General features: G+C 70.1%; 24 protein-coding genes. 18 read left to right on the top strand and 6 right to left on the bottom strand.

Features of this window, described 5'->3' with window-relative positions; genetic code table 11:
- Nucleotide 1 precedes the first annotated feature (1 nt).
- The 3 genes from secF (at nt 2) to relA (ending at nt 4,374) form a co-directional block, all read left to right on the top strand.
- On the top strand, nt 2–1,117 hold the full coding sequence (secF, locus tag ACIBL4_RS20605; protein WP_399412055.1) for a protein translocase subunit SecF: 1,116 nt from the start codon (nt 2–4) through the stop codon (nt 1,115–1,117).
- Entirely contained in the window at nt 1,114–1,653 is a 540-nt protein-coding gene (locus tag ACIBL4_RS20600) for an adenine phosphoribosyltransferase (RefSeq protein WP_399412053.1), read from the top strand. The genes secF and ACIBL4_RS20600 overlap by 4 nt, the downstream gene beginning before the upstream one ends.
- Nucleotides 1,654–1,857: 204 nt before the next feature.
- A complete protein-coding gene (gene relA, locus ACIBL4_RS20595) occupies nt 1,858–4,374 on the top strand; it encodes a GTP pyrophosphokinase (protein WP_399412051.1) in 2,517 nt (838 codons plus the stop codon).
- A gap of 59 nt (nt 4,375–4,433) precedes the next feature.
- Here relA and ACIBL4_RS20590 read toward each other — a convergent pair whose 3' ends face one another.
- Together ACIBL4_RS20590 and ACIBL4_RS20585 are read right to left on the bottom strand one after the other, a co-directional pair.
- Nucleotides 4,434–5,663 carry a DUF349 domain-containing protein gene (locus tag ACIBL4_RS20590; protein ID WP_399412049.1) on the bottom strand — a complete coding sequence of 410 codons (1,230 nt, stop codon included), beginning with the start codon at nt 5,661–5,663 and terminating at the stop codon, nt 4,434–4,436.
- Nucleotides 5,664–5,798: 135 nt separating this feature from the next.
- Nucleotides 5,799–6,641 (bottom strand): peptidylprolyl isomerase, encoded by an 843-nt coding sequence (locus ACIBL4_RS20585; protein ID WP_399412048.1) that lies wholly within the window; start codon nt 6,639–6,641, stop codon nt 5,799–5,801.
- 167 nt (nt 6,642–6,808) lie between these two features.
- On the opposite strand from ACIBL4_RS20585, the gene ACIBL4_RS20580 reads away from it, so the two are divergent.
- Both ACIBL4_RS20580 and hisS read left to right on the top strand, forming a co-directional pair.
- Nucleotides 6,809–7,516: an MBL fold metallo-hydrolase gene (locus ACIBL4_RS20580; protein ID WP_399412046.1), complete on the top strand. Its 708-nt coding sequence runs from the start codon at nt 6,809–6,811 to the stop codon at nt 7,514–7,516.
- Between the two features lie 11 nt (nt 7,517–7,527).
- Complete coding sequence (gene hisS, locus ACIBL4_RS20575) at nt 7,528–8,790, top strand: histidine--tRNA ligase (RefSeq protein ID WP_399412044.1); 1,263 nt, start codon at nt 7,528–7,530, stop codon at nt 8,788–8,790.
- A gap of 404 nt (nt 8,791–9,194) precedes the next feature.
- Here hisS and ACIBL4_RS20570 read toward each other — a convergent pair whose 3' ends face one another.
- The 4 genes from ACIBL4_RS20570 to ACIBL4_RS20555 are packed head-to-tail and all read right to left on the bottom strand — an operon-like array spanning nt 9,195 to nt 12,713.
- Nucleotides 9,195–9,818, bottom strand: a complete 624-nt coding sequence (locus ACIBL4_RS20570) for a response regulator (RefSeq protein WP_399412042.1) — start codon at nt 9,816–9,818, stop codon at nt 9,195–9,197.
- On the bottom strand, nt 9,815–11,002 hold the full coding sequence (locus ACIBL4_RS20565) for a sensor histidine kinase (RefSeq protein ID WP_399412040.1): 1,188 nt from the start codon (nt 11,000–11,002) through the stop codon (nt 9,815–9,817). The genes ACIBL4_RS20570 and ACIBL4_RS20565 overlap by 4 nt, the downstream gene beginning before the upstream one ends.
- A complete protein-coding gene (locus ACIBL4_RS20560; RefSeq protein WP_399412038.1) occupies nt 10,999–11,844 on the bottom strand; it encodes an ABC transporter permease in 846 nt (281 codons plus the stop codon). The genes ACIBL4_RS20565 and ACIBL4_RS20560 overlap by 4 nt, the downstream gene beginning before the upstream one ends.
- Nucleotides 11,841–12,713 (bottom strand): ABC transporter ATP-binding protein, encoded by an 873-nt coding sequence (locus ACIBL4_RS20555; RefSeq protein ID WP_399412036.1) that lies wholly within the window; start codon nt 12,711–12,713, stop codon nt 11,841–11,843. Before ACIBL4_RS20555 ends, ACIBL4_RS20560 begins: the two co-directional genes overlap by 4 nt.
- Before the next feature lie 142 nt (nt 12,714–12,855).
- Between ACIBL4_RS20555 and ACIBL4_RS20550 the strand changes: the two genes are divergently transcribed.
- The 13 genes from ACIBL4_RS20550 (at nt 12,856) to aroB (ending at nt 26,097) form a co-directional block, all read left to right on the top strand.
- Nucleotides 12,856–13,512, top strand: coding sequence for a vitamin K epoxide reductase family protein (locus ACIBL4_RS20550; protein ID WP_399412034.1), 657 nt, complete (start codon nt 12,856–12,858; stop codon nt 13,510–13,512).
- Between the two features lie 56 nt (nt 13,513–13,568).
- Nucleotides 13,569–14,921, top strand: a complete 1,353-nt coding sequence (locus tag ACIBL4_RS20545) for a replication-associated recombination protein A (protein ID WP_399412032.1) — start codon at nt 13,569–13,571, stop codon at nt 14,919–14,921.
- A gap of 302 nt (nt 14,922–15,223) precedes the next feature.
- The gene (gene rpsD / locus ACIBL4_RS20540) at nt 15,224–15,838 is read left to right on the top strand and encodes a 30S ribosomal protein S4 (protein ID WP_010046470.1); all 615 of its coding nucleotides are present in this window, start codon (nt 15,224–15,226) and stop codon (nt 15,836–15,838) included.
- A gap of 180 nt (nt 15,839–16,018) precedes the next feature.
- The gene (locus tag ACIBL4_RS20535; protein ID WP_040904142.1) at nt 16,019–16,459 is read left to right on the top strand and encodes a DUF948 domain-containing protein; all 441 of its coding nucleotides are present in this window, start codon (nt 16,019–16,021) and stop codon (nt 16,457–16,459) included.
- Between the two features lie 9 nt (nt 16,460–16,468).
- Nucleotides 16,469–16,840 (top strand): hypothetical protein, encoded by a 372-nt coding sequence (locus ACIBL4_RS20530; RefSeq protein WP_399412029.1) that lies wholly within the window; start codon nt 16,469–16,471, stop codon nt 16,838–16,840.
- On the top strand, nt 16,840–19,512 hold the full coding sequence (gene alaS, locus ACIBL4_RS20525) for an alanine--tRNA ligase (protein ID WP_399412027.1): 2,673 nt from the start codon (nt 16,840–16,842) through the stop codon (nt 19,510–19,512). The genes ACIBL4_RS20530 and alaS overlap by 1 nt, the downstream gene beginning before the upstream one ends.
- Before the next feature lie 16 nt (nt 19,513–19,528).
- Nucleotides 19,529–19,993 carry a Holliday junction resolvase RuvX gene (gene ruvX, locus ACIBL4_RS20520; protein WP_399412025.1) on the top strand — a complete coding sequence of 155 codons (465 nt, stop codon included), beginning with the start codon at nt 19,529–19,531 and terminating at the stop codon, nt 19,991–19,993.
- A gap of 121 nt (nt 19,994–20,114) precedes the next feature.
- Entirely contained in the window at nt 20,115–21,881 is a 1,767-nt protein-coding gene (mltG, locus tag ACIBL4_RS20515) for an endolytic transglycosylase MltG (RefSeq protein ID WP_399412023.1), read from the top strand.
- Between the two features lie 25 nt (nt 21,882–21,906).
- Complete coding sequence (locus tag ACIBL4_RS20510) at nt 21,907–22,734, top strand: shikimate dehydrogenase (protein ID WP_399412021.1); 828 nt, start codon at nt 21,907–21,909, stop codon at nt 22,732–22,734.
- 51 nt (nt 22,735–22,785) lie between these two features.
- A complete protein-coding gene (locus ACIBL4_RS20505) occupies nt 22,786–23,172 on the top strand; it encodes a hypothetical protein (protein ID WP_399412019.1) in 387 nt (128 codons plus the stop codon).
- A gap of 143 nt (nt 23,173–23,315) precedes the next feature.
- Entirely contained in the window at nt 23,316–24,500 is a 1,185-nt protein-coding gene (gene aroC / locus ACIBL4_RS20500; RefSeq protein ID WP_279546250.1) for a chorismate synthase, read from the top strand.
- Nucleotides 24,497–25,009, top strand: a complete 513-nt coding sequence (locus ACIBL4_RS20495) for a shikimate kinase (protein WP_399412017.1) — start codon at nt 24,497–24,499, stop codon at nt 25,007–25,009. Before aroC ends, ACIBL4_RS20495 begins: the two co-directional genes overlap by 4 nt.
- On the top strand, nt 25,006–26,097 hold the full coding sequence (aroB, locus tag ACIBL4_RS20490) for a 3-dehydroquinate synthase (protein WP_399412015.1): 1,092 nt from the start codon (nt 25,006–25,008) through the stop codon (nt 26,095–26,097). The genes ACIBL4_RS20495 and aroB overlap by 4 nt, the downstream gene beginning before the upstream one ends.
- Nucleotides 26,098–26,138 lie beyond the last annotated feature (41 nt).

Here is a 26,138-nt window from a genome sequence, read left to right as displayed (position 1 = left end):
GATGTCGAAACTCGGCACCCTCGGCGCCCGACTGCACCGTGGCGAGGTCGGCTACGACTTCGTCAAGAACCGCAAGATCTGGTACGGCCTCTCCATCCTGATCACCATCACGGCCATCGTCGGCCTGGCGGTCCGCGGCCTGAACATGGGCATCGAGTTCCAGGGCGGCGCCGTCTTCAACACGCCGAAGAACACCAGCGCCTCGGTGTCCCAGGCGGAGAGGTACGCGGAAGAGGCCTCCGGCCACGACGCGATCGTCCAGAAGCTCGGCGACGGCAGCCTGCGCATCCAGGTGGCCGGCATCGACACCGGCGCGGCCGACAAGATCAAGGACAAGCTCTCCGACGACCTCAAGGTCGACAAGGAGCAGATCAACGCCGAACTGGTCGGCCCCAGCTGGGGTGACCAGATCGCCAACAAGGCATGGCAGGGCCTCTGGATCTTCCTTGTCCTCGTGGTGATCTACCTGGCGATCGCCTTCGAGTGGCGCATGGCGCTGGCCGCGTTCGTCGCCCTGATCCACGACATCACCATCACGGTCGGCATCTACGCCCTCGTCGGCTTCGAGGTCACACCGGGCACGGTGATCGGTCTGCTGACCATCCTCGGCTACTCGCTGTACGACACGGTCGTGGTCTTCGACAGCCTCAAGGAACAGACCAGGGACATCACCAAGCAGACCCGCTGGACCTACAGCGACGTCGCCAACCGCTCGATCAACAGCACCCTGGTCCGCTCCATCAACACCACGGTGGTCGCGCTCCTGCCGGTCGCGGGCCTGCTGTTCATCGGTGGCGGTGTCCTCGGCGCCGGCATGCTGAACGACATCTCGCTGTCGCTGTTCGTCGGCCTCGCCGCAGGTGCGTACTCCTCGATCTTCATCGCCACGCCGCTCGTCGCCGACCTCAAGGAGCGCGAGCCGCAGCTGAAGGCTCTCAGGAAGCGCGTCCTCGCCAAGCGGGCCCAGTCCGGCGCCCAGGGCGAGACCGAGACCCACGACGCCGACGAGTCGTACGACGGCGAGCCCGAGGACGCCGCACCCGCGGTCGTCGGCCCCCGCAACCAGCCCGCGTCCCGCACCCGCGGCCGTGGCCGTCCGTCGGGGAAGCGCCGATGACCGACATCAGGGAGCTGCTGCTCAGCCGCATCAGGGACGTGGCGGACTACCCGGAGCCGGGCGTGATGTTCAAGGACATCACCCCGCTCCTGGCGGACCCGGCGGCGTTCACAGCGCTCACCGACGCCCTCGCCGAGATCGCCGAGCGCACCGGTGCCACCAAGGTCGTCGGCCTGGAGGCCCGGGGCTTCATCCTCGGCGCCCCCGTCGCAGTCCGCGCCGGCCTCGGCTTCATCCCCGTACGCAAGGCGGGCAAGCTCCCCGGAGCCACCCTCGGCCAGGCCTACGACCTGGAGTACGGCTCGGCGGAGATCGAGGTGCACGCCGAGGACCTGACCGCCGACGACCGCGTCCTGATCGTCGACGACGTCCTCGCCACCGGCGGCACCGCCGAGGCCTCGGTCCAGCTCATCCGCCGGGCCGGCGCCGAGGTCGCGGGCCTCGCCGTCCTCATGGAGCTCGGCTTCCTCAGCGGCCGCGGCCGCCTGGAACCGGCTCTGAACGGCGCACCGCTGGAGGCGCTGCTCACGGTCTAGAAGGCCCCGGCAGCCCGGTGGACACCGCCGTGCCGCCGGCTCGACACCGCGGAGGCGGGCCCGGAGGAATCCGGCGCCCGCCTCTCGCGTTTCTCGGGTAGACGGTCCTCACATCGGCCTGAAGGCGATCCCGGGGCCCAGGATGGCTACCATGGGGTTTCCGGAGCCTGACCGGGGGACCCGGATCGCGCACGAGGAGCCCTCTTGCCAGACGAGGCCCAGCACCTGACCGCCGCCAAGCCCGAGTCCGCCTCGGCAGCCGCGGCCAAGCCCGCGCCGAACGCGCCCCACGCGAAGAACGACACCCGCGGGCCGGTCGAGCACGCCCAGTCGGCGCCGGTCGACAAGCCCGCCGAGCAGGCGCGTCCCAAGCCCGCCCCGCCCGTGCGCCAGGCCGGCGGCCAGCCCGCCCGTACCGGCTCCTCCAACCGCGTCCGCGCCCGCCTGGCCCGCCTCGGCGTACAGCGCGCGAACCCGTACAACCCGGTCCTGGAGCCGTTGCTGCGGATAGTGCGCAGCAACGACCCGAAGATCGAGACGTCGACGCTCCGCCAGATCGAGCGCGCCTACCAGGTCGCCGAGCGCTGGCACCGCGGCCAGAAGCGCAAGAGCGGCGACCCGTACATCACGCACCCCCTCGCGGTGACGACCATCCTCGCCGAGCTGGGCATGGATCCGGCCACGCTGATGGCGGGCCTGCTGCACGACACGGTCGAGGACACCGAGTACGGCCTGGAGGACCTGCGCCGCGACTTCGGCGACGTCGTCACCCTGCTCGTCGACGGCGTCACCAAGCTGGACAAGGTCAAGTTCGGCGAGGCCGCGCAGGCGGAGACCGTGCGCAAGATGGTCGTCGCCATGGCCAAGGACCCCCGCGTCCTCGTCATCAAGCTCGCCGACCGCCTGCACAACATGCGCACCATGCGCTACCTCAAGCGCGAGAAGCAGGAGAAGAAGGCGCGCGAGACCCTCGAGATCTACGCGCCGCTCGCCCACCGCCTGGGCATGAACACCATCAAGTGGGAGCTGGAGGACCTCGCCTTCGCGATCCTCTACCCCAAGATGTACGACGAGATCGTCCGCCTGGTCGCCGAGCGCGCCCCGAAGCGCGACGAGTACCTCGCCATCGTCACCGACGAGGTCCAGCAGGACCTGCGGGCGGCCCGCATCAAGGCGACCGTCACCGGCCGCCCGAAGCACTACTACAGCGTCTACCAGAAGATGATCGTCCGCGGCCGGGACTTCGCGGAGATCTACGACCTGGTGGGCATCCGCGTCCTCGTGGACACCGTCCGCGACTGCTACGCGGCCCTCGGCACGGTGCACGCGCGATGGAACCCGGTCCCCGGCCGGTTCAAGGACTACATCGCGATGCCCAAGTTCAACATGTACCAGTCGCTGCACACGACGGTCATCGGCCCCGGCGGCAAGCCGGTCGAGCTGCAGATCCGCACGTTCGACATGCACCGCCGCGCCGAGTACGGCATCGCCGCGCACTGGAAGTACAAGCAGGAGGCCGTCGCCGGCGCCTCCAAGGTGCGCAGCGACGCCCCCAAGTCGTCCGGCAAGGGCAAGGACGACCACCTCAACGACATGGCGTGGCTGCGCCAGCTCCTGGACTGGCAGAAGGAGACCGAGGACCCGGGGGAGTTCCTGGAGTCCCTGCGCTTCGACCTCTCCCGCAACGAGGTCTTCGTCTTCACCCCCAAGGGCGACGTCATAGCGCTCCCCGCCGGTGCCACCCCGGTCGACTTCGCCTACGCGGTGCACACCGAGGTCGGCCACCGCACCATAGGCGCCCGCGTCAACGGCCGGCTGGTCCCGCTGGAGTCCACCCTCGACAACGGCGACCTGGTGGAGGTCTTCACCTCCAAGGCGGCCGGCGCCGGGCCCTCCCGTGACTGGCTCGGCTTCGTCAAGTCACCGCGCGCCCGCAACAAGATCCGCGCCTGGTTCTCCAAGGAGCGCCGCGACGAGGCGATCGAGCAGGGCAAGGACGCCATCGTCCGCGCCATGCGCAAGCAGAACCTGCCGATCCAGCGCATCCTGACCGGCGACTCCCTGGTGACCCTCGCGCACGAGATGCGCTACGCCGACATCTCCGCGCTGTACGCGGCGATCGGCGAGGGCCATGTCTCCGCGCAGAACATCGTGCAGAAACTCGTCCAGGCACTCGGCGGCGAGGAGGCCGCCACCGAGGAGATCGACGAGTCGATCCCGCCGGCCCGCGGCCGCAGCCGCAAGCGCCGCTCCAGCGCGGATCCGGGCGTCGTCGTCAAGGGCGTCGAGGACGTGTGGGTCAAGCTGGCCCGCTGCTGTACGCCCGTCCCCGGCGACCCCATCATGGGCTTCGTCACGCGCGGCAGCGGCGTATCGGTTCACCGCACCGACTGCGTCAACGTCGACTCGCTGTCCCGTGAGCCCGAGCGGATCCTCGAGGTCGAGTGGGCGCCCACCCAGTCCTCGGTCTTCCTGGTCGCCATCCAGGTCGAGGCCCTGGACCGCTCCCGGCTCCTCTCGGACGTCACCCGCGTCCTGTCCGACCAGCACGTCAACATCCTCTCCGCGGCCGTGCAGACCTCCCGCGACCGCGTCGCCACCTCCCGCTTCACCTTCGAGATGGGCGACCCGAAGCATCTCGGCCATGTACTGAAGGCGGTCCGGGGCGTGGAGGGCGTCTACGACGTGTACCGGGTGACGTCGGCGCGCAGCAGGGCGTAACAGCCACACGAAAGGGGGCCCCGTACGGCGTGTACGGGGCCCCTTCGCTGCCGGCTGGATCAGCCGCCGAACTCCTGCAGACCCTTCAGCGCCTGGTCCAGCAGCGCCTGGCGGCCCTCGAGCTCACGCTCGAGCTTGTCCGCCTTGGCGTTGTTGCCCTGCGCCCGGGCCTGGTCGATCTGGCCCCGCAGCTTGTCCACGGCCGCCTGGAGCTGACCGGTCAGACCCTCGGCACGCGCGCGTGCCTCCGGGTTCGTCCGGCGCCACTCGGCCTCCTCGGCCTCCTGAAGGGCCCGCTCGACGGCGTGCATCCGGCCCTCGACCTTGGGCCGGGCATCGCGCGGCACATGACCGATGGCCTCCCACCGCTCGTTGATCGCACGGAACACGGCCCGGGACGCCTTCAGGTCCGTGATCGGCAGGAGCTTCTCGGCCTCCTCGGCCAGCTCCTCCTTGAGCTTCAGGTTCTCCGCCTGCTCGGCGTCCCGCTCGGCGAACACCGAGCTGCGCGCGGCGAAGAAGACGTCCTGGGCGCCGCGGAAGCGGTTCCACAGATCGTCCTCGTGCTCGCGCTGGGCCCGGCCGGCGGCCTTCCACTCGGCCATCAGCTCGCGGTAGCGCGCGGCCGTCGCACCCCAGTCCGTCGAGTTCGACAGTGCCTCGGCCTCGGCGACCAGCCGCTCCTTGGTCCGCCGCGCCTCCTCGCGCTGGGCGTCCAGCTGCGCGAAGTGCTGCTTGCGCCGCTTGGAGAACGCCGACCGCGCGTGCGAGAACCGGTGCCACAGCTCGTCGTCGGACTTGCGGTCCAGCCGCGGCAGACCCTTCCAGGTGTCCACCAGGGCCCGCAGCCGCTCACCGGCCGCCCGCCACTGGTCCGACTGCGACAGCTCCTCCGCCTCGACGACCAGCGCCTCCTTGGCCTTGCGCGCCTCGTCGGACTGCTTCGCCCGCTGCGCCTTGCGCTCCTCGCGGCGCGCCTCCACCAACTCGGTGAGCTTGTCCAGCCGGACCCGCAGGGCGTCCAGGTCGCCCACCGCGTGGTGCGCGTCGACCTGCTCCCTGATGTGGTCGATGGCCGCCTGGGCGTCCTTCGCCGACAGGTCGGTGGTCTTCACTCGCTTCTCGAGGAGGCCGATCTCGACAACCAGGCCCTCGTACTTGCGCTCGAAATAGGCCAGCGCCTCCTCAGGGGAGCCCGCCTGCCAGGAACCGACGACCTGCTCGCCGTCGGCCGTACGCACGTACACGGTCCCCGTCTCGTCGACGCGGCCCCACGGGTCGCTGCTCACAGCGCCTCCTCCACATGATGCCTGCGAGGGGCCTCAGCACCCCCGGGCATCGTCCACAGTTTCGTCACGGCCAACATAGGCGACCGGCGGGGGGCCTGTCCGCATCCCGCGCGACCGAAATTACGCAGTTGAGGGTCAGGATTTCGCGACCGTGGCCTTGTTGATCACGACCGTCGCGTTGGGCGCCGTATTGCCCGTCTGGTCGGGCGCCTGGGCTCCGGCGGCGGCGATTTTCTTCAGGACCTTCATGCCCGCTTCGGACACCGTGCCGAACGGTGTGTAGTCGGGCGGCAGCTGACTGTCCTTGTAGACGAGGAAGAACTGGCTGCCGCCGCTGTCGCGGCCCTGCTTCGTCTGGGCGTTGTACTGGTTCGCCATCGCTACCGTGCCCGCCGGGTACACCCCGCCCCTGAGGCTCTTGTCCTTCAGGTTCTCGTCCGGGATCGTGTAGCCGGGGCCGCCCATGCCGGTGCCCTGCGGGTCACCGCACTGCAGGACGTAGATGCCCTGGTTCGTGAGCCGGTGACACTTGCTGTGGTCCAGGTAGCCCTTGCCGAGAAGGAAGTTGAACGAGTTGACGGTGTGCGGCGCCGCCGACGCCTTCAGCGCGATGTCTATCTCGCCGCAGGTCGTGTCCAGCTTCATCGTGTACGTCGCGGACTTGTCGATGGTCATCGCCGGTTCCTTCTTCCAGGTCTCCGACTTGACCTTGCCCGGGGCGGGCTTCTCGCACGGGTCCGGGGCCTTGCTGGGCGAGGCGCTCGGGGTGACGTCCGCGCCCGCGTTCTCCTTCTTGCCGTCGTCCTCGAACGGCTTGGTCAGGTAGACCGAAACGGAGAGCACCACGACCACGCCGAGGACCGAGGCGATCACGGAGTTGCGGATACGGGCCTTGCGCCGTGCGTCAGTGCGTCGCTGCTGCTGCCGCAAGTACTTCTCACGGGCGAGCTGACGCCGCCGCTGTTCCTGGCTGACCACCGGGTTCTCTCCTCATGCGTCTGATACGTCGACCGGTACGCGTGGGGCCTGTGCGCCGACCGCCTGCGTGTGCCCCGTACCGTATATGGGTTCGCTGAGGAATCGGCAGCGCCGGTAGGCTCTGACAGCAGCCGCAGCCGCCCGTATCGACACAACGAAGGACGATCGTGCTCATTGCCGGGTTCCCCGCCGGGGCCTGGGGGACGAACTGCTACCTCGTCGCCCCCGCCGCCGGTGAGGAGTGCGTGATCATCGACCCCGGCCATCAGGCCGCCGACGGCGTCGCGGAAACGCTCAGAAAGCATCGGCTCAAGCCCGTCGCCGTCGTCCTCACGCACGGCCACATCGACCACGTGGCATCGGTCGTCCCCGTGTGCGGCGCGCACGACGTGCCGGCCTGGATCCACCCCGACGACCGGTACATGATGAGCGACCCGGCGAAGGGAATCGGCCGTTCCATCGGGATGCCGCTCCTGGGCGAGCTGACCGTGGGAGAGCCCGACGACGTCAAGGAACTGGCCGACGGGGCGAAGCTGGAGCTGGCGGGCCTGGAGCTGTCCGTCGCGCACGCGCCCGGCCATACCAAGGGGTCGGTGACCTTCGGCATGCCCGAGGCGGCGGACATCCCGCCGATCCTGTTCTCGGGCGACCTGCTGTTCGCCGGCTCCATCGGACGCACCGACCTGCCCGGCGGTGACATGGCCGAGATGCTCGACTCGCTGGCCCGCGTGTGCCTGCCGCTCGACGACTCGACCGTGGTGCTGTCCGGCCACGGCCCCCAGACCACCATCGGCCAGGAGCGCGCCACCAACCCGTATCTGCGGCAGGTGGCGGGCGGCCAGGGAGCATCTCCGGCTCCCCGACGAGGAATGTGACGAGACCTTCCGTGAGCACCTTCAAGGCCCCCAAGGGCACGTACGACCTGATCCCGCCGGACTCCGCGACGTTCCTGGCGGTCCGCGAGGCGATCGCCGCACCGCTGCGCAACTCCGGCTACGGCTACATCGAGACACCGGGCTTCGAGAACGTCGAACTCTTCGCGCGCGGCGTCGGCGAATCGACGGACATCGTGACGAAGGAGATGTACGCCTTCGAGACGAAGGGCGGTGACAGGCTGGCCCTGCGTCCCGAAGGCACGGCCTCCGTCCTCCGTGCCGCCCTGGAGGCCAACCTGCACAAGGCGGGCAACCTCCCGGTCAAGCTCTGGTACTCCGGCTCGTACTACCGCTACGAGCGCCCCCAGAAGGGCCGCTACCGCCACTTCTCCCAGGTCGGCGCCGAGGCGATCGGTGCCGAGGACCCGGCGCTGGACGCCGAGCTGATCATCCTGGCCGACCAGGCGTACCGCTCGCTGGGCCTGAGCAACTTCCGGATCCTGCTCAACAGCCTGGGCGACAAGGAGTGCCGCCCCGTGTACCGGACGGCGCTCCAGGACTTCCTGCGCGGCCTGGACCTGGACGAGGACACCCTGCGGCGGGCGGAGATCAACCCGCTGCGCGTCCTGGACGACAAGCGCGAGTCGGTCCAGAAGCAGCTGGGGGACGCCCCGCTCCTGCGTGACTACCTCTGCGACGCCTGCAAGGCGTACCACGAGGAGGTCCGCGAGCTGATCACGGCGGCCGGCGTCGCCTTCGAGGACGACCCGAAGCTGGTCCGCGGCCTGGACTACTACACCCGCACGACGTTCGAGTTCGTCCACGACGGCCTCGGCTCCCAGTCCGCTGTCGGCGGCGGCGGGCGCTACGACGGCCTGTCCGAGATGATCGGCGGCCCCGCCCTGCCGTCCGTCGGCTGGGCCCTCGGCGTCGACCGCACGGTCCTCGCCCTGGAGGCGGAGGGAGTCGAGCTAGAACTCCCCGCCACCACCAGTGTGTTCGCCGTCCCGCTCGGCGAGGAGGCCCGCCGGGTCCTGTTCGCCAAGGTCACGGAGTTGCGCAAGAACGGCATCGCGGCCGACTTCTCCTACGGCGGCAAGGGCCTCAAGGGCGCGATGAAGAACGCCAACCGCAGCGGCGCCCGCTACACGATCGTCGCCGGCGAACGCGACCTCGCCGAGGGCGTGGTCCAGCTCAAGGACATGGAGTCGGGCGAGCAGACGCCGATCGGCGTGAACGAGATCGTGGCGGAACTGGAAGCACGACTCGGCTGAGCCACGGCTCATGCCTGGGCGGCGTCGCCCTCTGAGCCGGTCCGGCGTTGGAGGAGGGGCACGACGGGGCGGTGCCGCCGCTCCTGCCTGGGCGATCTCTCCCTCACAGCCGTCCGGCGTTTGAGGACGCATGACCGGGCTCAGCCACCGCGCCTGCCTGGGCGGTGTCGCGCTCTCAGCCCGTGCGGCATTGGAGGACGAACGCGACTGGCCTGAGCCGCCCCTCCGGCCGGGCTGCGCCGGCACTCCTGCCCGGGCGGCCTCGCCCTCCCAGCCCGTCCGGCGTTTGAGGACGAGGCCGTTCAGACCGATCGGGGGTCCAGGGGGCGGAGCCCCCTGGCGGGGCCGAAGGGGCGGAGCCCCCTGGAGGAGGGGACGGGTAGGGGCGGCGGGGGCGAGAACCCTCAGTCCAGCAGGCCGTACCGCAGTGCGCTCGTCACCGCCGCCGTCCGGTCGTCCACGCCCAACTTGCCGAAGACACGCAGCAGATACGTCTTCACCGTCGACTCGCCGATGAACAACCGGCGCCCGATCTCCGCGTTCGTGCACCCCTCGGCGACCAGCCGCAGCACGGCCGTCTCGCGTTCCGACAGCCGCGGCCGCTCCGGCTTCGTGCGCAGCTGGTCCACCAGCCGCGCCGCGACGGACGGGGCCAGGACCGTCTCGCCGCGCGCCGCCGCCCGCACGGCCTCCGCGAGTTCCGCACGCGGCAGGTCCTTCAGCAGATAACCCGCCGCCCCGGCCTCCACCGCCCGCAGAATGTCGCGGTCCGTCTCGTACGTCGTCAGCACGACCACCCGGCACGGCAGCCCGGCCCGCGTCATCCGCACGATGGAGTCCACGCCCCCGCCACCTGGCATCCGCAGATCCATCAGCACGATGTCGGGCCGCAACTGCTCCGCCAGCGCCTCCGCCTGCGGCCCGCTGGACGCGTCGGCGACGACCTCCAGATCGGACTCCGCACTGAGCATCGCCCGCAGCCCCTCCCGTACGACGGGATGGTCGTCTGCCAGGACGATCCGGATCACGGCGTCTCCCTCCTCACGACCGGAAGGCGGACGGTCACCACCGTGCCGTCGCCCGGGGCGCTGCGCACCTCCGCGGTTCCGCCCACTTCCACGGCCCGGGCCCGCAGCCCCGCCAGACCGTACCCGCCCCGGACGGCACCCGGGTCAAAGCCGGGCCCGCCGTCCCGCACGGACACGGTCAGCATGTCGTCGGCGTATGCCAGCGACACCCCGACCGCCACCGAACTCCCCGCGTGCTTACGGGCGTTGGCCAGCGCCTCCTGGCAGGCGCGCAGGGCGACCACCTCAGGACCGGCGGGCAGCATACGGACCGGGCCCGTCACCTCCAGCGCCGCGTCATGGCGCGCGGCGAGCCGGCCCAACGCGTCCGGCAGTGAGGCGCCGTCCAGGTCGGCGGGCGCACCCCCGGCGACCAACGCCCGGGCCTCGGCGAGATTCTGCCGGGCCGTCTCGTCCATCAGCCGCAGATGACGCCGCGCCTCGGGCAGGTCGTGGTCCAGCTCCGCCTCGACCGCCTGGATCAGCATCACCAGGCTGGTGAACCCCTGCGCGAGCGTGTCGTGGATCTCCCGGGCCAGCCGCTCCCGCTCGGCCAGCGCACCGTGGGCCGTCGACAGCCGCGCGACCTCGTGGCGGCTGGCGTCCAGCTCCGCGATCAGCTCGGCCCGCTCCTGGCTCTGCTCGATGATCCGGATGATCCAGACGCCGATGGCCACCGAGAACACCAGGGTGACCACGGAGAACAGCACGCCGAACGCCACCTCCCGGGCACCGGGCCACCACAGCAACGCCCAGCCGCCCACGGGCACGACGTTCATCACGGCCACCGCCACCAGCGCCGACCGCAGCCGCAGGGTCATGAAGCACTGCGGGATCAGCGCGAAGGTCAGCACCCGCGTCTCACCGGCGAGCACCGCCGACGGAAGGAACAGCGCCAGCGCCACCGTCAGATAACCGATCGCCTGCCGCTGGTCGGGCGGATCGCCCCGGATCAGACGCCGCCCGGCCACGACGTGCAGCGGGACGAGTGGCACGAGCAGCGCCGCCGCGAGCGCGCGGAGCGGCCAGCCGGGCTGCTCCGCGGCGAGCACGTAGGCCACCGTGGCGACCCAGATCAGCGCGAAGTACGTGTCCCAGAGCCGGAACGAGCGCTCCCAGTGATAGGCGCTCGCGGCATCGCTCATCCCTCGCGCCGGTCCTTCCAGCGGAACGTCAGCAGGCACAGCGCCAATCCTCCGGCGCACCACGCCGCGAGCACCAGGGCCACGCGTCCCATCTCCCAGCTCCCCGCCTGCTCCAGCACCTGCGCCGACTCCGGCAGGAACACCCCGCGCAGCCCCTGGCACATCCACTTCAGCGGGAACAGCGCACCGATGGTCAGCATCCAGTCCGGGATGGTGCCGATGGCGATGTACACCCCGGAGATGAACTGGAGCACCAGGAAGGGCAGTACGACCACGGAACTCGCGCTGTTCGCGGACTTCGGCACCGAGCTGATCGCGATGCCGAGCAGGGCGCAGGCCGTGATCCCGAGCACGAAGATCCACGCCAGGTCGAACCAACGGCCCGCGTCGGACGGCAGGTCCACGTCGTACACGGTCGTGCCGACGACGAGCAGGATCACCGTCTCCAGCAGACCGGTGAACAGAACAAGCCAGATCTTGCCGAGGAAGTACGCCGTCGGCGGCATCGGCGTGCCCCGCAGCCGGCGCAGCACCTTCTCCTCCCGCTCCACGGCGATCGAGATGCCGAGCGCCTGGAAACTCGTCGACATGATGCCGGCGGCCATCATCGCCGGGACGTAGAGCTGCGAGGCGGTGATGCCCGCGCCCGCCACGTCGTCCCGGAAGATCGACGCGAACAGGAACAGGAAGACGACCGGGAAGGCGAACGTGAACACCACCTGGTCCCGCTGCCGGAAGAACTGCCTGATCTCCAGGGCGCCCCGCCGCAGCCCCAGCCCCCAGGCGCCGGGCAGCCCCCCAGCGCCGACCGCATAGCGTTCCCGTACTGCGGTCGTGGTCATCGCGCGTCCTTCTGCCGCTGTCCGGTCAGCCGGAGGTAGACGTCCTCCAGCGTGGGCCGGCTCACCGCCAGCCCCGGGATCTCACCGTCGAAGCGGTGCATGAGCCCGGCGATTGTTTTGGTCGGCGTGCCCGTGCGCACCCTGCGCGGGGTGCCGTCCGGCTCGGTCCACTCGACGAGGACCTCCGTGCCGTACCGTTCCCGCAACGCCCCGGGCTCGCCCTCGGCGACGATCCGGCCCTGCGCGACGACGGCCAGCCGGTGCGCGAGGGCCTCCGCCTCCTCCAGGTAGTGCGTGGTCAGCAGGATGGTCGTGCCCTCGTCGGCCAGGGTGCGGATCAGCGACCAGAACTGCCGCCGGGCCGCCGGATCGAACCCGGTGGTCGGCTCGTCCAGAAGCAGCAGGTCCGGGCCGCCGATCACGCCGAGCGCCACGTCCAGACGCCGGCGCTGGCCGCCCGACAGGGCCTTGATCCGGCTGTCCGCCTTCGCCTCCAGACCGACCAGGCCGATGATCTCCTCCGGGTCGCGCGGCCGGGGGTAGTAGCCGGCGAAGTGCCGCACCGTCTCCCGGACCGTCAACTCCGCGGGCGCCGATTCGTCCTGCCAGACGATTCCGACACGTGAACGCCACGCGCGCGTGCCGGTCGCCGGGTCCGACCCGAGCACGGACACCTCGCCCGCGTCCCGGTCCCGGTTGCCCTGGAGGATCTCCACCGTGGTGCTCTTGCCCGCGCCGTTGGGCCCGAGCAGGCCGAACACCTCGCCCCGACGGATGCCCAGATCGATGCCGTCGACGGCCGTCACGTCCCCGTACCGCTTGCGCAGCCCCCGCACCTGGACGGCGAGGTCGTACCCGTGTGCTGTCATGTGACGAGCGTCGGCCGGAACGCAACCCTCAGGGACGACCGTGCGGACATGCTTATGTCCACTGAACGGTGGACAGGCGCTCGCGTGCGGCAGAATGGCACTGCCCGAAGTTGGTCAGACCTCAAGCGACGGAATCGGCGTGATGAGCAAGACGACAGTCAAGGACGTCTCCATGGAGCCCGAGTCGGAGCGCGCCGAGATCACGCCCCGCACCGAGGGCGGCAGCCGGGCCCTCGCCCTGCTGCTGGTGATCACCGGCGCGGCCGGACTGCTCGCCTCGTGGGTCATCACGATCGACAAGTTCAAGATCCTCGAAGCCAAGGTCGCGGGCACGACGTTCACGCCCGGCTGCAGCCTCAACCCCGTCGTCTCCTGCGGCAGCGTCATGGAGAGCAAGCAGGCCGCCGTCTTCGGTTTCCCGAACCCGATGCTCGGCCTCGTCTGCTACGCCGTCGTCATCGGCGTCGGCGTGAGCCTGCTCGCCCGCGCCCGCTTCCCGCGCTGGTACTGGCTCACCTTCAACGCCGGCTGCCTGTTCGGCGTCGTCTTCTGCGCCTGGCTGATGTTCCAGTCCCTGTACCGCATCAACGCGCTGTGCCTGTGGTGCTCCCTGGCCTGGGTCGCCACGATCCTGATGTTCTGGTACGTGACGTCGTTCAACATCCGCAAGGGCTTTCTGCCCGCCCCGGCCTGGCTCAAGAGCTTCTTCGGCGAGTTCACCTGGGTCATGCCCGTGCTGCACATCGGCATCATCGGCATGCTGATCCTGACCCGCTGGTGGGACTTCTGGATGAGCTGAGCCGGGAGCACCAGGGCCCGGAGGGATTGTCAGTGCCGTGATTTAGGGTTTCTGACGTGGAGCCCGACCTGTTCACCGCCGCAGCAGAAGAACGCCAGGAGAAGGAGCCGTCCAGCAGCCCCCTGGCGGTGCGGATGCGCCCGCGCACCCTCGACGAGGTCGTGGGCCAGCGGCATCTGCTGAAGCCGGGCTCGCCCCTGCGCAGACTGGTCGGCGAGGCCTCCGGCCCGGCCGGTCCCTCCTCGGTGATCCTCTGGGGCCCGCCCGGCACCGGCAAGACCACCCTGGCGTACGTCGTCTCCAAGGCCACCGACGCCCGCTTCGTCGAACTGTCGGCGATCACCGCGGGCGTCAAGGAGGTCCGCTCGGTCATCGACGGCGCCCGCCGCGCCTCCGGCGGATACGGCAAGGAGACCGTCCTCTTCCTCGACGAGATCCATCGATTCAGCAAGGCCCAGCAGGACTCCCTCCTCCCGGCCGTCGAGAACCGCTGGGTGACACTGATCGCGGCGACGACGGAGAACCCGTACTTCTCGGTGATCTCGCCCCTGCTGTCCCGCTCCCTGCTGCTCACCCTGGAACCGCTCACGGACGACGACATCAAGGGCCTCGTCCAGCGGGCCCTGACCGACGAGCGCGGCCTCAAGGGCGCCGTCACCCTGCCCGAGGAGACCGAGAGCCACCTCCTGCGCATCGCCGGCGGCGACGCCCGCCGCGCCCTGACAGCCCTGGAGGCCGCCGCAGGAGCCGCCCTCGACAAGGGCGAGACGGAGATCGGCCTGACGACGCTGGAGGAGACGGTCGACCGGGCCGCCGTGAAGTACGACCGCGACGGCGACCAGCACTACGACGTGGCCAGCGCCCTGATCAAGTCCATCCGCGGCTCCGACGTCGACGCCGCCCTGCACTACCTGGCCCGGATGATCGAGGCCGGCGAGGACCCCCGCTTCATCGCCCGGCGCCTGATGATCTCCGCCAGCGAGGACATCGGCCTGGCGGACCCGACCGCTCTGCAGACGGCGGTCGCCGCCGCCCAGGCCGTCGCCATGATCGGCTTCCCGGAGGCCGCCCTCACCCTCAGCCACGCCACCATCGCCCTCGCCCTGGCGCCCAAGTCCAACGCCGCGACCACCGCGATCGGCGCCGCCCTGGAGGACGTACGCAAGGGACTGGCCGGCCCCGTCCCCGCGCATCTGCGCGACAGCCACTACAAGGGCGCCACCAAGCTCGGCCACGGCCAGGGCTACGTCTACCCGCACGACCTGCCCGAGGGCATCGCCGCCCAGCAGTACGCTCCGGACGCCCTGAAGGACCGCGAATACTACGAGCCGACCCGGCACGGCGCGGAGGCCCGCTACGCGGACGCGGTCGAGTGGACCCGGAAGAACCTCGGTCGAAAGCGGACCTGAGCACCCTGTAAACTCATTCGGAGTGCCGCGTCCCGTGCAGTCAGAACGGGACAGTCGGCCGGAGCCCGGTCCCCCGGGATCGGCTCCAGGAGCGTCGCGCACCGTCGAACGGTGTCGCGGGCAGCCCACCACCATCCGTCGCAGGACGGGACCGGTCGGTGGGCCACTCGCGTGCTGCACGTATGTGCCCAGACCAGGGGAGCGGCTGCCCACCGAGGTCCACCAGGACCGAGGCGGGTTTCCCCGGCTGCGGATGCGACCTCCCACAACCCTGACAAGCCGACACTAGGAAACGAGAAACAGTGGCGAACCAGTCCCGCCCCAAGGTCAAGAAGTCGCGTGCCCTCGGCATCGCGCTCACCCCGAAGGCCGTCAAGTACTTCGAGGCCCGCCCGTACCCGCCCGGTGAGCACGGCCGTGGCCGCAAGCAGAACTCGGACTACAAGGTCCGTCTGCTCGAGAAGCAGCGCCTGCGCGCGCAGTACGACGTGTCCGAGCGCCAGCTCGTCCGCGCCTACGAGCGTGCCTCCAAGGTCCAGGGCAAGACCGGTGAGGCCCTGATCATCGAGCTGGAGCGCCGTCTCGACGCCCTGGTCCTGCGTTCGGGCATCGCCCGCACGATCTACCAGGCCCGCCAGATGGTCGTCCACGGCCACATCGCGGTCAACGGCAAGAAGGTCGACAAGCCCTCCTTCCGTGTCCGTCCGGACGACGTGGTGCAGGTCCGCGAGCGCTCCAAGGAGAAGACCCTCTTCACGATCGCTCGTGAGGGTGGCTTCGCCCCCGACGGTGAGACCCCGCGCTACCTCCAGGTGAACCTCAAGGCCCTGGCGTTCCGCCTGGACCGCGAGCCGAACCGCAAGGAGATCCCGGTGATCTGCGACGAGCAGCTCGTCGTCGAGTACTACGCCCGCTGATCCACGGCAGGCGCGCGGTACCTCAGCCCGCCGTCTCCCCGCCCCTTTCGGGCGGGCGAGGCGGCGGGCTTTCGTGAATCCGCCGTCCCCGGGCGGTAATCCGGTACGGAGCCGCATCCCCGGCGCGATAGGCTCGTCGCACGACTTTTTCGATGTTCAGGCACGTTTTTCAGGGAGCGGGTGCACACAGTGTCCGGTGGAGAGGTGGCCGGAATCCTGGTGGCGGTCTTCTGGGCGATCCTGGTCTCCTTCCTCGCCGTCGCGCTGGCGAGGCTGGCCCAGACGCTCAGGGCGACCACCAAGCTCGTGGCGGATGTGACCGATCAGGCCGTCCCGCTGCTGGCCGACGCCTCCGCGGCGGTGCGCTCCGCGCAGACCCAGATCGATCGCGTCGACTCGATCGCCTCCGACGTCCAGGAGGTCACGTCGAACGCCTCCGCGCTGTCGACCACCGTCGCCTCCACCTTCGGCGGCCCCCTGGTCAAGGTCGCCGCCTTCGGCTACGGCGTGCGCCGAGCCCTCGGCGGCCGCAAGGAGGACGTGCCCGGCAAGGCGTCGAGGCGTACCGTGATCGTGGGCCGCACGGTCTCTCGGCGCAGCGCCCGAGGGAAGAGGGACTGAGAGCCAGCGATGTTCCGCCGTACGTTCTGGTTCACCACCGGCGTCGCCGCCGGAGTGTGGGCCACCACCAAGGTCAACCGGAAGCTGAAGCAGCTGACGCCCGAGAGCCTCGCCAAAGCCGCGGGCAACAAGGCGCTCGAGGCCGGCCACCGGCTCAAGGACCGAGCGGTCGACTTCGCGCTCGACGTCCGCGACAACATGGCCCAGCGGGAGGCCGAACTGGGCGACGCGCTTGGGCTCAACGCCTCCGTCGACCCCGAACTCCCCGCGCCCCGGCGGCACGCCGCCATCGAGAACCGCACAGAGCCGAAGACGTACGTCATCGACAGCACGTCGTCCACGTACAAGAAGAATTCGTACAACCGGAATGAGGACCACTGATGGAGTCGGCTGAGATTCGCCGCCGCTGGTTGAGCTTCTTCGAGGAGCGCGGTCACACCGTCGTCCCTTCGGCGTCGCTCATCGCGGACGACCCGACTCTGCTCCTCGTCCCGGCCGGCATGGTGCCCTTCAAGCCCTACTTCCTGGGTGAGGTCAAGCCGCCCTTCAGCCGCGCCACGAGCGTGCAGAAGTGCGTCCGTACGCCCGACATCGAAGAGGTCGGCAAGACCACGCGCCACGGCACGTTCTTCCAGATGTGCGGCAACTTCTCCTTCGGCGACTACTTCAAGGAAGGCGCCATCCAGCTCGCCTGGGAGCTGCTCACCAGCCCCCAGGACAAGGGCGGTTACGGCCTCGACCCCGAGCGCCTGTGGATCACCGTCTACAAGGACGACGACGAGGCCGAGCGCATCTGGCACGAGGTCGTCGGCGTGCCGAAGGAGCGCATCCAGCGCCTCGGCATGAAGGACAACTACTGGTCCATGGGCGTCCCCGGCCCGTGCGGCCCCTGCTCCGAGATCAACTACGACCGCGGCCCCGAGTTCGGCGCCGAGGGCGGCCCCGCCGTCAACGACGAGCGGTACGTGGAGATCTGGAACCTCGTCTTCATGCAGTACGAGCGGGGCGAGGGCACCGGCAAGGACAACTTCGAGATCCTCGGCGACCTGCCCAGCAAGAACATCGATACCGGCCTCGGCCTCGAACGTCTCGCCATGATCCTGCAGGGCGTGCAGAACATGTACGAGATCGACACCTCCATGGCCGTCATCGAGAAGGCCACCGAGCTGACCGGCGTCCGCTACGGCGACGCCCACTCCTCGGACGTGTCCCTGCGCGTGGTCACCGACCACATGCGCACCGCCACCATGCTCATCGGCGACGGCGTCACCCCGGGTAACGAGGGCCGCGGTTACGTGCTGCGCCGCATCATGCGCCGCGCCATCCGCAACATGCGCCTGCTCGGCGCCACCGGCCCGGTCGTCAAGGACCTGATCGACGTCGTCATCGGCATGATGGGCCAGCAGTACCCCGAGCTCATCACCGACCGCGAGCGCATCGAGAAGGTCGCCCTCGCCGAGGAGAACGCCTTCCTCAAGACGCTGAAGGCCGGCACCAACATCCTCGACACGGCCGTCAGCGACACCAAGGCCGCCGGCTCCACGGTGCTGCCCGGCGACAAGGCCTTCCTGCTCCACGACACCTGGGGCTTCCCGATCGACCTCACCCTGGAGATGGCCGCCGAGCAGGGCCTCTCCGTGGACGAGGAGGGCTTCCGCCGCCTGATGAAGGAGCAGCGGGAGCGCGCCAAGGCCGACGCCCAGTCCAAGAAGACCGGCCACGCCGACCTCGGCGCCTACCGCGAGATCGCCGACCGGGCCGGAGCCACCGACTTCATCGGCTACACCGACACCGAGGGCGAGTCCACGGTTGTCGGCATCCTCGTCGACGGCGTCTCCTCCCCGGCCGCCACCGAGGGCGACGAGGTCGAGATCGTCCTCGACCGCACGCCGTTCTACGCCGAGGGTGGCGGCCAGATCGGTGACACCGGCAAGATCAGGACCGACTCCGGTGCCGTCGTCGAGGTCCGCGACTGCCAGAAGCCGGTCCCGGGTGTCTATGTGCACAAGGGTGTCGTCCAGGTCGGCGAGGTCACCGTCGGTGCCAAGGCCCACGCCGCCATCGACGACCGCCGCCGCAAGGCCATCGCCCGTGCTCACTCGGCCACGCACCTGACCCACCAGGCCCTGCGTGACGCCCTCGGCCCGACGGCCGCCCAGGCCGGTTCCGAGAACCAGCCCGGCCGCTTCCGCTTCGACTTCGGTTCCCCGTCCGCCGTTCCGACGGCCGTGATGACCGACGTCGAGCAGAAGATCAACGAGGTGCTCGCCCGCGACCTGGACGTCCGCGCCGATGTCATGGGCATCGACGAGGCCAAGAAGCAGGGCGCCATCGCCGAGTTCGGCGAGAAGTACGGCGAGCGCGTGCGTGTCGTGACCATCGGCGACTTCTCCAAGGAGCTGTGCGGCGGCACGCACGTGCACAACACCGCCCAGCTGGGCCTGGTGAAACTGCTCGGCGAGTCGTCCATCGGCTCCGGTGTCCGCCGCATCGAGGCCCTGGTCGGCGTGGACGCCTACAACTTCCTCGCCCGGGAGCACACGGTCGTCGCCCAGCTCCAGGAGCTGATCAAGGGCCGTCCGGAGGAGCTCCCGGAGAAGGTTTCCGCCATGCTCGGCAAGCTGAAGGACGCCGAGAAGGAGATCGAGAAGTTCCGCGCCGAGAAGGTCCTCCAGGCCGCCGCCGGCCTCGCCGAGTCCGCCAAGGACGTCCGTGGCGTTGCTGTCGTGACCGGCCGGGTCCCGGACGGCACGACGGCCGACGACCTGCGCAAGCTCGTGCTCGACGTGCGCGGACGCATCCAGGGCGGACGGGCCGCCGTGGTCGCCCTGTTCACGGTGGCGAACGGCAAGCCGCTGACGGTCATCGCCACCAATGAGGCCGCCCGCGAGCGCGGCCTGAAGGCCGGCGACCTGGTCCGTACGGCCGCCAAGACCCTCGGTGGCGGCGGTGGCGGCAAGCCTGACGTCGCCCAGGGCGGCGGCCAGAACCCGGCCGCGATCGGTGACGCCGTGGACGCCGTGGAGCGCCTGGTCGCCGAGACGGCCAAGTAAGAAACGGGTCTGGAAGATGCGCAGAGGACGTCGACTCGCGATCGACGTCGGGGACGCCCGTATCGGGGTCGCCTCGTGCGACCCCGACGGGATCCTCGCCACCCCGGTGGAGACGGTCCCGGGTCGTGACATCCCCGCAGCTCACCGGCGGTTGAAGCAACTCGTCGAGGAGTACGAGCCCATCGAGGTCGTGGTCGGTCTCCCGCGCTCCCTCAAGGGCGGCGAGGGCCCGGCCGCGGTCAAGGTCCGGGGCTTCGCCCAGGAACTGGCGCGCATGATCTCCCCGGTTCCGGTGAGACTCGTGGACGAACGCATGACGACGGTGACGGCCAGTCAGGGACTGCGCGCCTCGGGCGTGAAGACCAAGAAGGGGCGGTCCGTCATCGACCAGGCGGCGGCGGTGATCATCCTCCAACAGGCGCTGGAATCCGAACGGGTGTCAGGTAAAGCACCCGGGGAAGGCGTCGAAGTGGTCATCTGATCGCGATACGGTAACGTTCCGCGCGATGCGGCGGCATTCGAACAGCCACCGCACAGCAAGAGGCGGGACGGGAGCCGAGCCGGAAGCCGCGTGACCGCCGCCTCGCGGCTCTAGGGGATCGATGACTGAGTATGGCCGGGGCCAAGGCTCCGAACCGTGGCATCCGGAGGACCCGTTGTACGGGGACGGCGGATGGGGAGGAGAGCAGGCCCACCAGGGTCAGCAGTCTCCCTACGGCGGCCAGCCACAGCGCTATCCAGAGCAGCCGCAGTACGGCGACTGGGGCACCGGTGAGCAGGCCGGATACGGTCAGGCGCAGCAGCAACAGCAGTACCAGTACGGCCAGCAGCAGTACGCGGCACAGGCCCACGGGCATCAGCAGTACCCGGGGCAGGGGAACCAGGGGCAGGGGCAGTACCCGGGGCAGGGGAACCAAGGGCAGGGGCACCAGCAGGACCAGGGATACCCGCAGGACCCGGGATACCACCAGCAGCAGTACGACAACGGCGGCTGGGCCAACGGCCCGCACCAGCAGGTCTCCTATCCCGGCGATCCCGCCGACCCGTACGGTCAGCAAACCGATGCGTACGGCCAGGGCCAGTCCGACTACTACGGCACCCCCGACGCGTATCCGCCACCGGAGCCGCCCGGCCGGCGGCGGGCCGAGCCGGAGCAGGAGACCGACTGGGACCCCGGCCCCGACCAGGGTGAGCACGCCTTCTTCGCGGGCGGTGACGACGATGACGACGCCGACGAGCCGGGCGACCGCCGTCGGCGCGACGACCAGCGGGGACGCGGCGGCAAGCCCAAGAAGCGCCGCAGCGGAATGGCCTGCCTGGTGGTCGTCCTGGTCCTCGGCGGCGGACTGGCAGGTGTCAGCTACTTCGGCTACCAGTTCGTCAAGGATCGTTTCGGCGACGCCCCGGACTACGCGGGGGACGGCAACGGGCAGCAGGTGACCGTCGAGATCCCGCAGGGCGCGGACGGTTACACGATCGGCCGCGTGCTGAAGTCCGCGGGCGTCGTCAAGAGCGTCGACGCGTTCGTCTCGGCGCAGGCCGGCAACCCCGACGGCAGGACCATCCAGGACGGCGTGTACACGCTGCAAAAGCAAATGTCGGCCGACAGTGCGGTCGAACTGATGCTCAGCCCGGAGAGCCGCGACAACCTGATCATCGCCGAGGGCAAGCGCAACGCCGACATCTACCGGCTCATCGACAAGCGGCTGGAGGTCAAGGACGGCACCACCGCCGCGGTCGCCAAGAAGGACTGGAAGAAGCTCGGCCTGCCCGACTGGGCGCTGAACCACGAGAACGTCAAGGACCCGCTGGAAGGGTTCCTCTACCCCTCCAGCTACGGCATCGCCAAGGGGCAGAAGCCCGAGGACGTGCTGAAACAGATGGTGACCCGGGCCACCCGGACGTACGAGAAGCTCGGCGTGGAGAAGAAGGCCCGGAGCCTCGGACTCGAAGACCCCTGGCAGCTGATCACCGTCGCGAGCCTGGCCCAGGCCGAGGGCACGAGCCACGACGACTTCCGCAAGATGGCCGAGGTCGTCTACAACCGCATGAAGCCGGGGAACCCGCAGACCAACGGCATGCTGGAGTTCGACTCCACCTACAACTACATCAAGAACCAGAGCAAGATCGATCTGAGTCTGAGCGAGCTGCGGAACTACGACAACCCGTACAACACGTACTTCCACAAGGGCCTGCCGCCCGGACCGATCGACAACCCGGGCGAGGCGGCGCTCAAGGGAGCCCTCAACCCGACCAAGGACGGCTGGTACTACTTCATCTCGCTGGACGGCAAGACCAGCGAGTTCACCAAGACCAACGCGGAGCACCAGAAGCTGGTCGACAAGTTCAACGCCTCGCGGAACAACTGATCGCGGAACAACTGAGGAAGACCTGATGGCCGCACATCGCCGAGCCGCCGTACTCGGCTCCCCGATCGCTCACTCGCTCTCCCCGGTCCTGCACCGCGCGGCCTACGAAGAGTTGGGGCTGGCCGGCTGGACGTACGACCGATTCGAAGTCGACGAGGCCGCACTGCCCGGGTTCTTCGAGACGCTCGGTCCCGAATGGGCGGGGCTGTCGCTGACCATGCCGCTGAAGCGGGCCGTGATCCCGCTGCTCGACGGGATCAGCGAGACCGCGGCCTCCGTCGACGCGGTCAACACGGTCGTCCTCACCCAGGACGGCCGCCGGACCGGCGACAACACCGACGTCCCCGGCATCGTCGCGGCCTTGCGCGAGCACGGCATCGACAAGGTCGAGGCCGCCGCGATCCTGGGCGCCGGCGCCACCGCCTCGTCCGCACTGGCCGCGCTGGCCCGGGTCTGCCCGGGCGAGATCACCGTGTACGTGCGCAGCGAGACCCGGGCCGCCGAGATGCGGCAGTGGGCCGAGCGGCTGGAGGTCTCGGTGCGCATCGCCGACTGGGCGGACGCCGAGCAGGCCCTGCACGCCCCGCTGGTGATCAGCACCACGCCGGCGGGTACCACCGACGCCCTCGCCCGATCCGTCCCGGAGCGCCCGACGGCCCTGTTCGACGTGCTCTACGAGCCCTGGCCGACCGCCCTCGCCGCCCGCTGGTCGGCGTACGGCGGCGCGGTCGTCAGCGGCCTCGATCTGCTGGTGCACCAAGCCGTGCTGCAGGTCGAGCAGATGACGGGGCGGGCCCCGGCCCCGCTGGACGCCATGCGAAAAGCGGGCGAGCGGGCACTGGCGGCCCGATAGGATCCGCTCTCGGTTCCGCAGGGGGCGGAACAGGGGAGGGGAGAACCAGTCATGTCCACCGGCATGCCTCAGGCGTCCGTCAAGTCGCAGATATTCGAGTCCCTGCTGGGATTCCTGCCCGACTGGGTGCAGATCACGGTGCTCGCCCTGATCGTGCTCGCGGTCCTCGCGTCCTGGGCGGTCAAGATCAAGCGCAAGATCGCCTACAGGCGGGCCGTACGGAGCGGCCGGCCCGTCCACGCGGCGGCGCAGTACGGGCAGGGACGCGGAGCGGACTACCTGGGGGAGTACGCACCGCAGCAGCAGGGCAGCGGAGCCGACCATCTCGGCACTTACGCGCCGCAGCAGACGCAGACCGCGCAGCAGCCGAGTGGCGCGGACTTCCTGGGCGCGTACGCGCCGCAGCGGCAGACCGGCGGTCCGGCCTCGTCCGCCTGATGGACCGGCGGCCGGGTCCACGCTCCGGACGTGGCAGGATCGTGGGTGGCGGACCGGGGCCGCGCACCCGGTCGGGCCGTCGCCGTACGCGATGAGGTGCGTACGCTGGGCAGTAAGCACGCCGCGAACACTGAGGAGCACCGTTGAGCAGGTTGCGCTGGCTGACCGCGGGGGAATCCCACGGTCCCGCACTCGTCGCGACGCTGGAGGGCCTTCCCGCCGGCGTGCCGATCACCACGGACATGGTGGCGGACCATCTCGCGAGGCGGCGCCTGGGCTATGGGCGCGGTGCTCGGATGAAGTTCGAGCGTGACGAGATCACCTTCCTCGGTGGCGTCCGGCACGGCCTCAGCCTCGGCTCCCCGGTCGCGATCATGGTGGGCAACACCGAGTGGCCCAAGTGGGAACAGGTCATGGCGGCCGACCCGGTCGACCCGGAGATCCTCGACGGCCTCGCCCGCAACGCCCCGCTGACCCGTCCCCGCCCCGGCCACGCCGACCTCGCGGGGATGCAGAAGTACGGCTTCGACGAGGCCCGTCCGATCCTGGAGCGCGCCTCCGCGCGCGAGACCGCGGCCCGGGTCGCCCTCGGCGCGGTGGCCCGGTCGTACCTGAAGGAGACGACCGGCATCGAGATCGTCTCCCACGTGGTGGAACTCGCGGCCGCTAAGGCGCCGTACGGCGTGTACCCGACGCCCGCGGACGTGGAGAAGCTGGACGCGGACCCGGTGCGCTGCCTGGACGCCGACGCGTCGAAGGCGATGGTCGCCGAGATCGACCAGGCCCACAAGGACGGCGACACCCTCGGCGGCGTGGTCGAGGTGCTGGCGTACGAGGTGCCGGTCGGCCTCGGTTCGCACGTGCACTGGGACCGCCGCCTGGACGCCCGCCTGGCCGCCGCCCTGATGGGCATCCAGGCGATCAAGGGAGTCGAGGTCGGCGACGGCTTCGACCTGGCCCGCGTCCCCGGCTCCAAGGCGCACGACGAGATCGTCGCGACCGACGAGGGCATCAAGCGGACCACCGGCCGCTCCGGCGGCACCGAGGGCGGGCTGTCCACCGGTGAGCTGCTGCGCGTCCGGGCGGCGATGAAGCCGATCGCGACCGTGCCGCGGGCGCTGAAGACGGTGGACGTCGTCACCGGCGAGGCCACCGCCGCCCACCACCAGCGTTCCGACGTGTGCGCGGTGCCCGCCGCCGGCATCGTCGCCGAGGCCATGGTCGCCCTCGTCCTCGCGGACGCGGTCGCGGAGAAGTTCGGCGGCGACAACGTGGCCGAGACCCGCCGCAACGTGCGGTCCTACCTCGACAACCTGGCCATCCGATGAGCCCGCTGATCGTGCTGGTCGGCCCGATGGGCGTGGGCAAGTCCACCGTCGGGCAGCTGCTGGCCGAGCGGCTCGGGACCGGCTACCGGGACACCGACGACGACATCGTCGCCGCTCAGGGCCGGACCATCGCCGAGATCTTCGTCGAGGAGGGCGAGTCCGCCTTCCGCGCGATCGAGAAGCAGGCCGTGCGCGAGGCACTGGCCGGGCACGACGGTGTGCTGGCCTTGGGCGGCGGCGCCGTCCTCGACCCGGACACGCGCGCGCTGCTCGCCGGGCAGCGCGTGGTGTACCTGTCGATGGACGTCGACGAGGCGGTCAAGCGCACCGGTCTCAACGCGGCCCGGCCGCTGCTCGCCGTCAACCCGCGCAAGCAGTGGCGCGAGCTGATGGAGGCCCGCCGGCACCTCTACGAGGAGGTCGCCACCGCCGTGGTCGCCACCGACGGCCGCACCCCCGAAGAGGTCACCCGAGCCGCCCTGGACGCACTGGAGTTGAAGGAAGCATGACTGAGGCAGTGACGCGGATCCATGTCGGCGGCACGGCGGGCACCGAGCCCTACGAGGTCCTCGTGGGCCGGCAACTCCTCGGCGAGCTGCCCGGGTTGATCGGGGGCAGGGCCAAGCGGGTCGCGATCGTCCACCCCGAGGCACTGGCCGAGACCGGTGACGGTCTGCGCGCCGACCTGGCCGGGCAGGGCTACGAGGCGGTCGCCATCCAGGTGCCCAACGCCGAGGAGGCGAAGACCGCCGAGGTCGCCGCCTACTGCTGGAAGGCGCTGGGCCAGTCCGGGTTCACCCGCACGGACGTCATCGTCGGTGTCGGCGGCGGCGCGACCACGGACCTCGCCGGGTTCGTGGCCGCCACCTGGCTGCGCGGCGTGCGCTGGATCGCGATCCCGACCACCGTGCTCGCCATGGTCGACGCGGCCGTCGGCGGCAAGACCGGCATCAACACCGCCGAGGGCAAGAACCTGGTCGGTGCCTTCCATCCGCCCGCCGGTGTGCTCTGCGACCTGGCCGCGCTGGACTCCCTCCCGGTCAACGACTACGTCTCCGGACTCGCGGAGGTCATCAAGGCCGGCTTCATCGCCGACCCGGTGATCCTCGACCTGATCGAGTCCGATCCCGAGGCGGCCCGTACCCCGGCCGGCCCGCACACCGCCGAGCTCATCGAGCGCTCCATCCGGGTCAAGGCCGACGTGGTGTCGTCCGACCTGAAGGAGTCGGGCCTGCGCGAGATCCTCAACTACGGCCACACGCTCGGCCACGCCATCGAGAAGAACGAGCGCTACAAGTGGCGGCACGGCGCCGCGGTCTCGGTGGGCATGCACTTCGCCGCCGAACTCGGCCGCCTTGCAGGCCGGTTGGACGACGCCACGGCCGACCGCCACCGCACCGTCCTCGAAGCCGTCGGGCTGCCGCTGCACTACCGGCACGACCAGTGGCCCAAGCTGCTGGAGAACATGAAGGTCGACAAGAAGTCCCGCGGCGACCTGCTGCGCTTCATCGTCCTCGACGGTCTGGCCAAGCCCACCGTTCTGGAAGGACCCGACCCGGCCGTGCTGCTTGCCGCGTACGGCGAAGTCGGACAGTAAGTACCCAGGCGCGCCGTCCGCCCGAAATCGCCTTACGCGGC

Origin of the sequence: Streptomyces sp. NPDC050416, assembly GCF_044458845.1 — a bacterium.
GTDB lineage: Bacteria > Actinomycetota > Actinomycetes > Streptomycetales > Streptomycetaceae > Streptomyces.
Note: the sequence above shows the minus strand (reverse complement) of the source record. Positions and strands in the feature narration are given on the sequence as shown.

Excerpts from the sequence above, each read along its gene's own strand:
- alaS (WP_399412027.1), top strand. The coding sequence starts at position 16,840 with ATGGAGTCGGCTGAGATTCGCCGCCGCTGGTTGAGCTTCTTCGAGGAG.
- aroB (WP_399412015.1), top strand. The coding sequence starts at position 25,006 with ATGACTGAGGCAGTGACGCGGATCCATGTCGGCGGCACGGCGGGCACC.
- secF (WP_399412055.1), top strand. The coding sequence starts at position 2 with ATGTCGAAACTCGGCACCCTCGGCGCCCGACTGCACCGTGGCGAGGTC.
- ACIBL4_RS20505 (WP_399412019.1), top strand. The coding sequence starts at position 22,786 with ATGTCCACCGGCATGCCTCAGGCGTCCGTCAAGTCGCAGATATTCGAG.
- ACIBL4_RS20495 (WP_399412017.1), top strand. The coding sequence starts at position 24,497 with ATGAGCCCGCTGATCGTGCTGGTCGGCCCGATGGGCGTGGGCAAGTCC.
- ACIBL4_RS20510 (WP_399412021.1), top strand. The coding sequence starts at position 21,907 with ATGGCCGCACATCGCCGAGCCGCCGTACTCGGCTCCCCGATCGCTCAC.
- ACIBL4_RS20555 (WP_399412036.1), bottom strand. The coding sequence starts at position 12,713 with ATGACAGCACACGGGTACGACCTCGCCGTCCAGGTGCGGGGGCTGCGC.
- ruvX (WP_399412025.1), top strand. The coding sequence starts at position 19,529 with ATGCGCAGAGGACGTCGACTCGCGATCGACGTCGGGGACGCCCGTATC.
- ACIBL4_RS20530 (WP_399412029.1), top strand. The coding sequence starts at position 16,469 with ATGTTCCGCCGTACGTTCTGGTTCACCACCGGCGTCGCCGCCGGAGTG.
- ACIBL4_RS20550 (WP_399412034.1), top strand. The coding sequence starts at position 12,856 with ATGAGCAAGACGACAGTCAAGGACGTCTCCATGGAGCCCGAGTCGGAG.
- ACIBL4_RS20600 (WP_399412053.1), top strand. The coding sequence starts at position 1,114 with ATGACCGACATCAGGGAGCTGCTGCTCAGCCGCATCAGGGACGTGGCG.
- ACIBL4_RS20560 (WP_399412038.1), bottom strand. The coding sequence starts at position 11,844 with ATGACCACGACCGCAGTACGGGAACGCTATGCGGTCGGCGCTGGGGGG.
- ACIBL4_RS20565 (WP_399412040.1), bottom strand. The coding sequence starts at position 11,002 with ATGAGCGATGCCGCGAGCGCCTATCACTGGGAGCGCTCGTTCCGGCTC.
- mltG (WP_399412023.1), top strand. The coding sequence starts at position 20,115 with ATGACTGAGTATGGCCGGGGCCAAGGCTCCGAACCGTGGCATCCGGAG.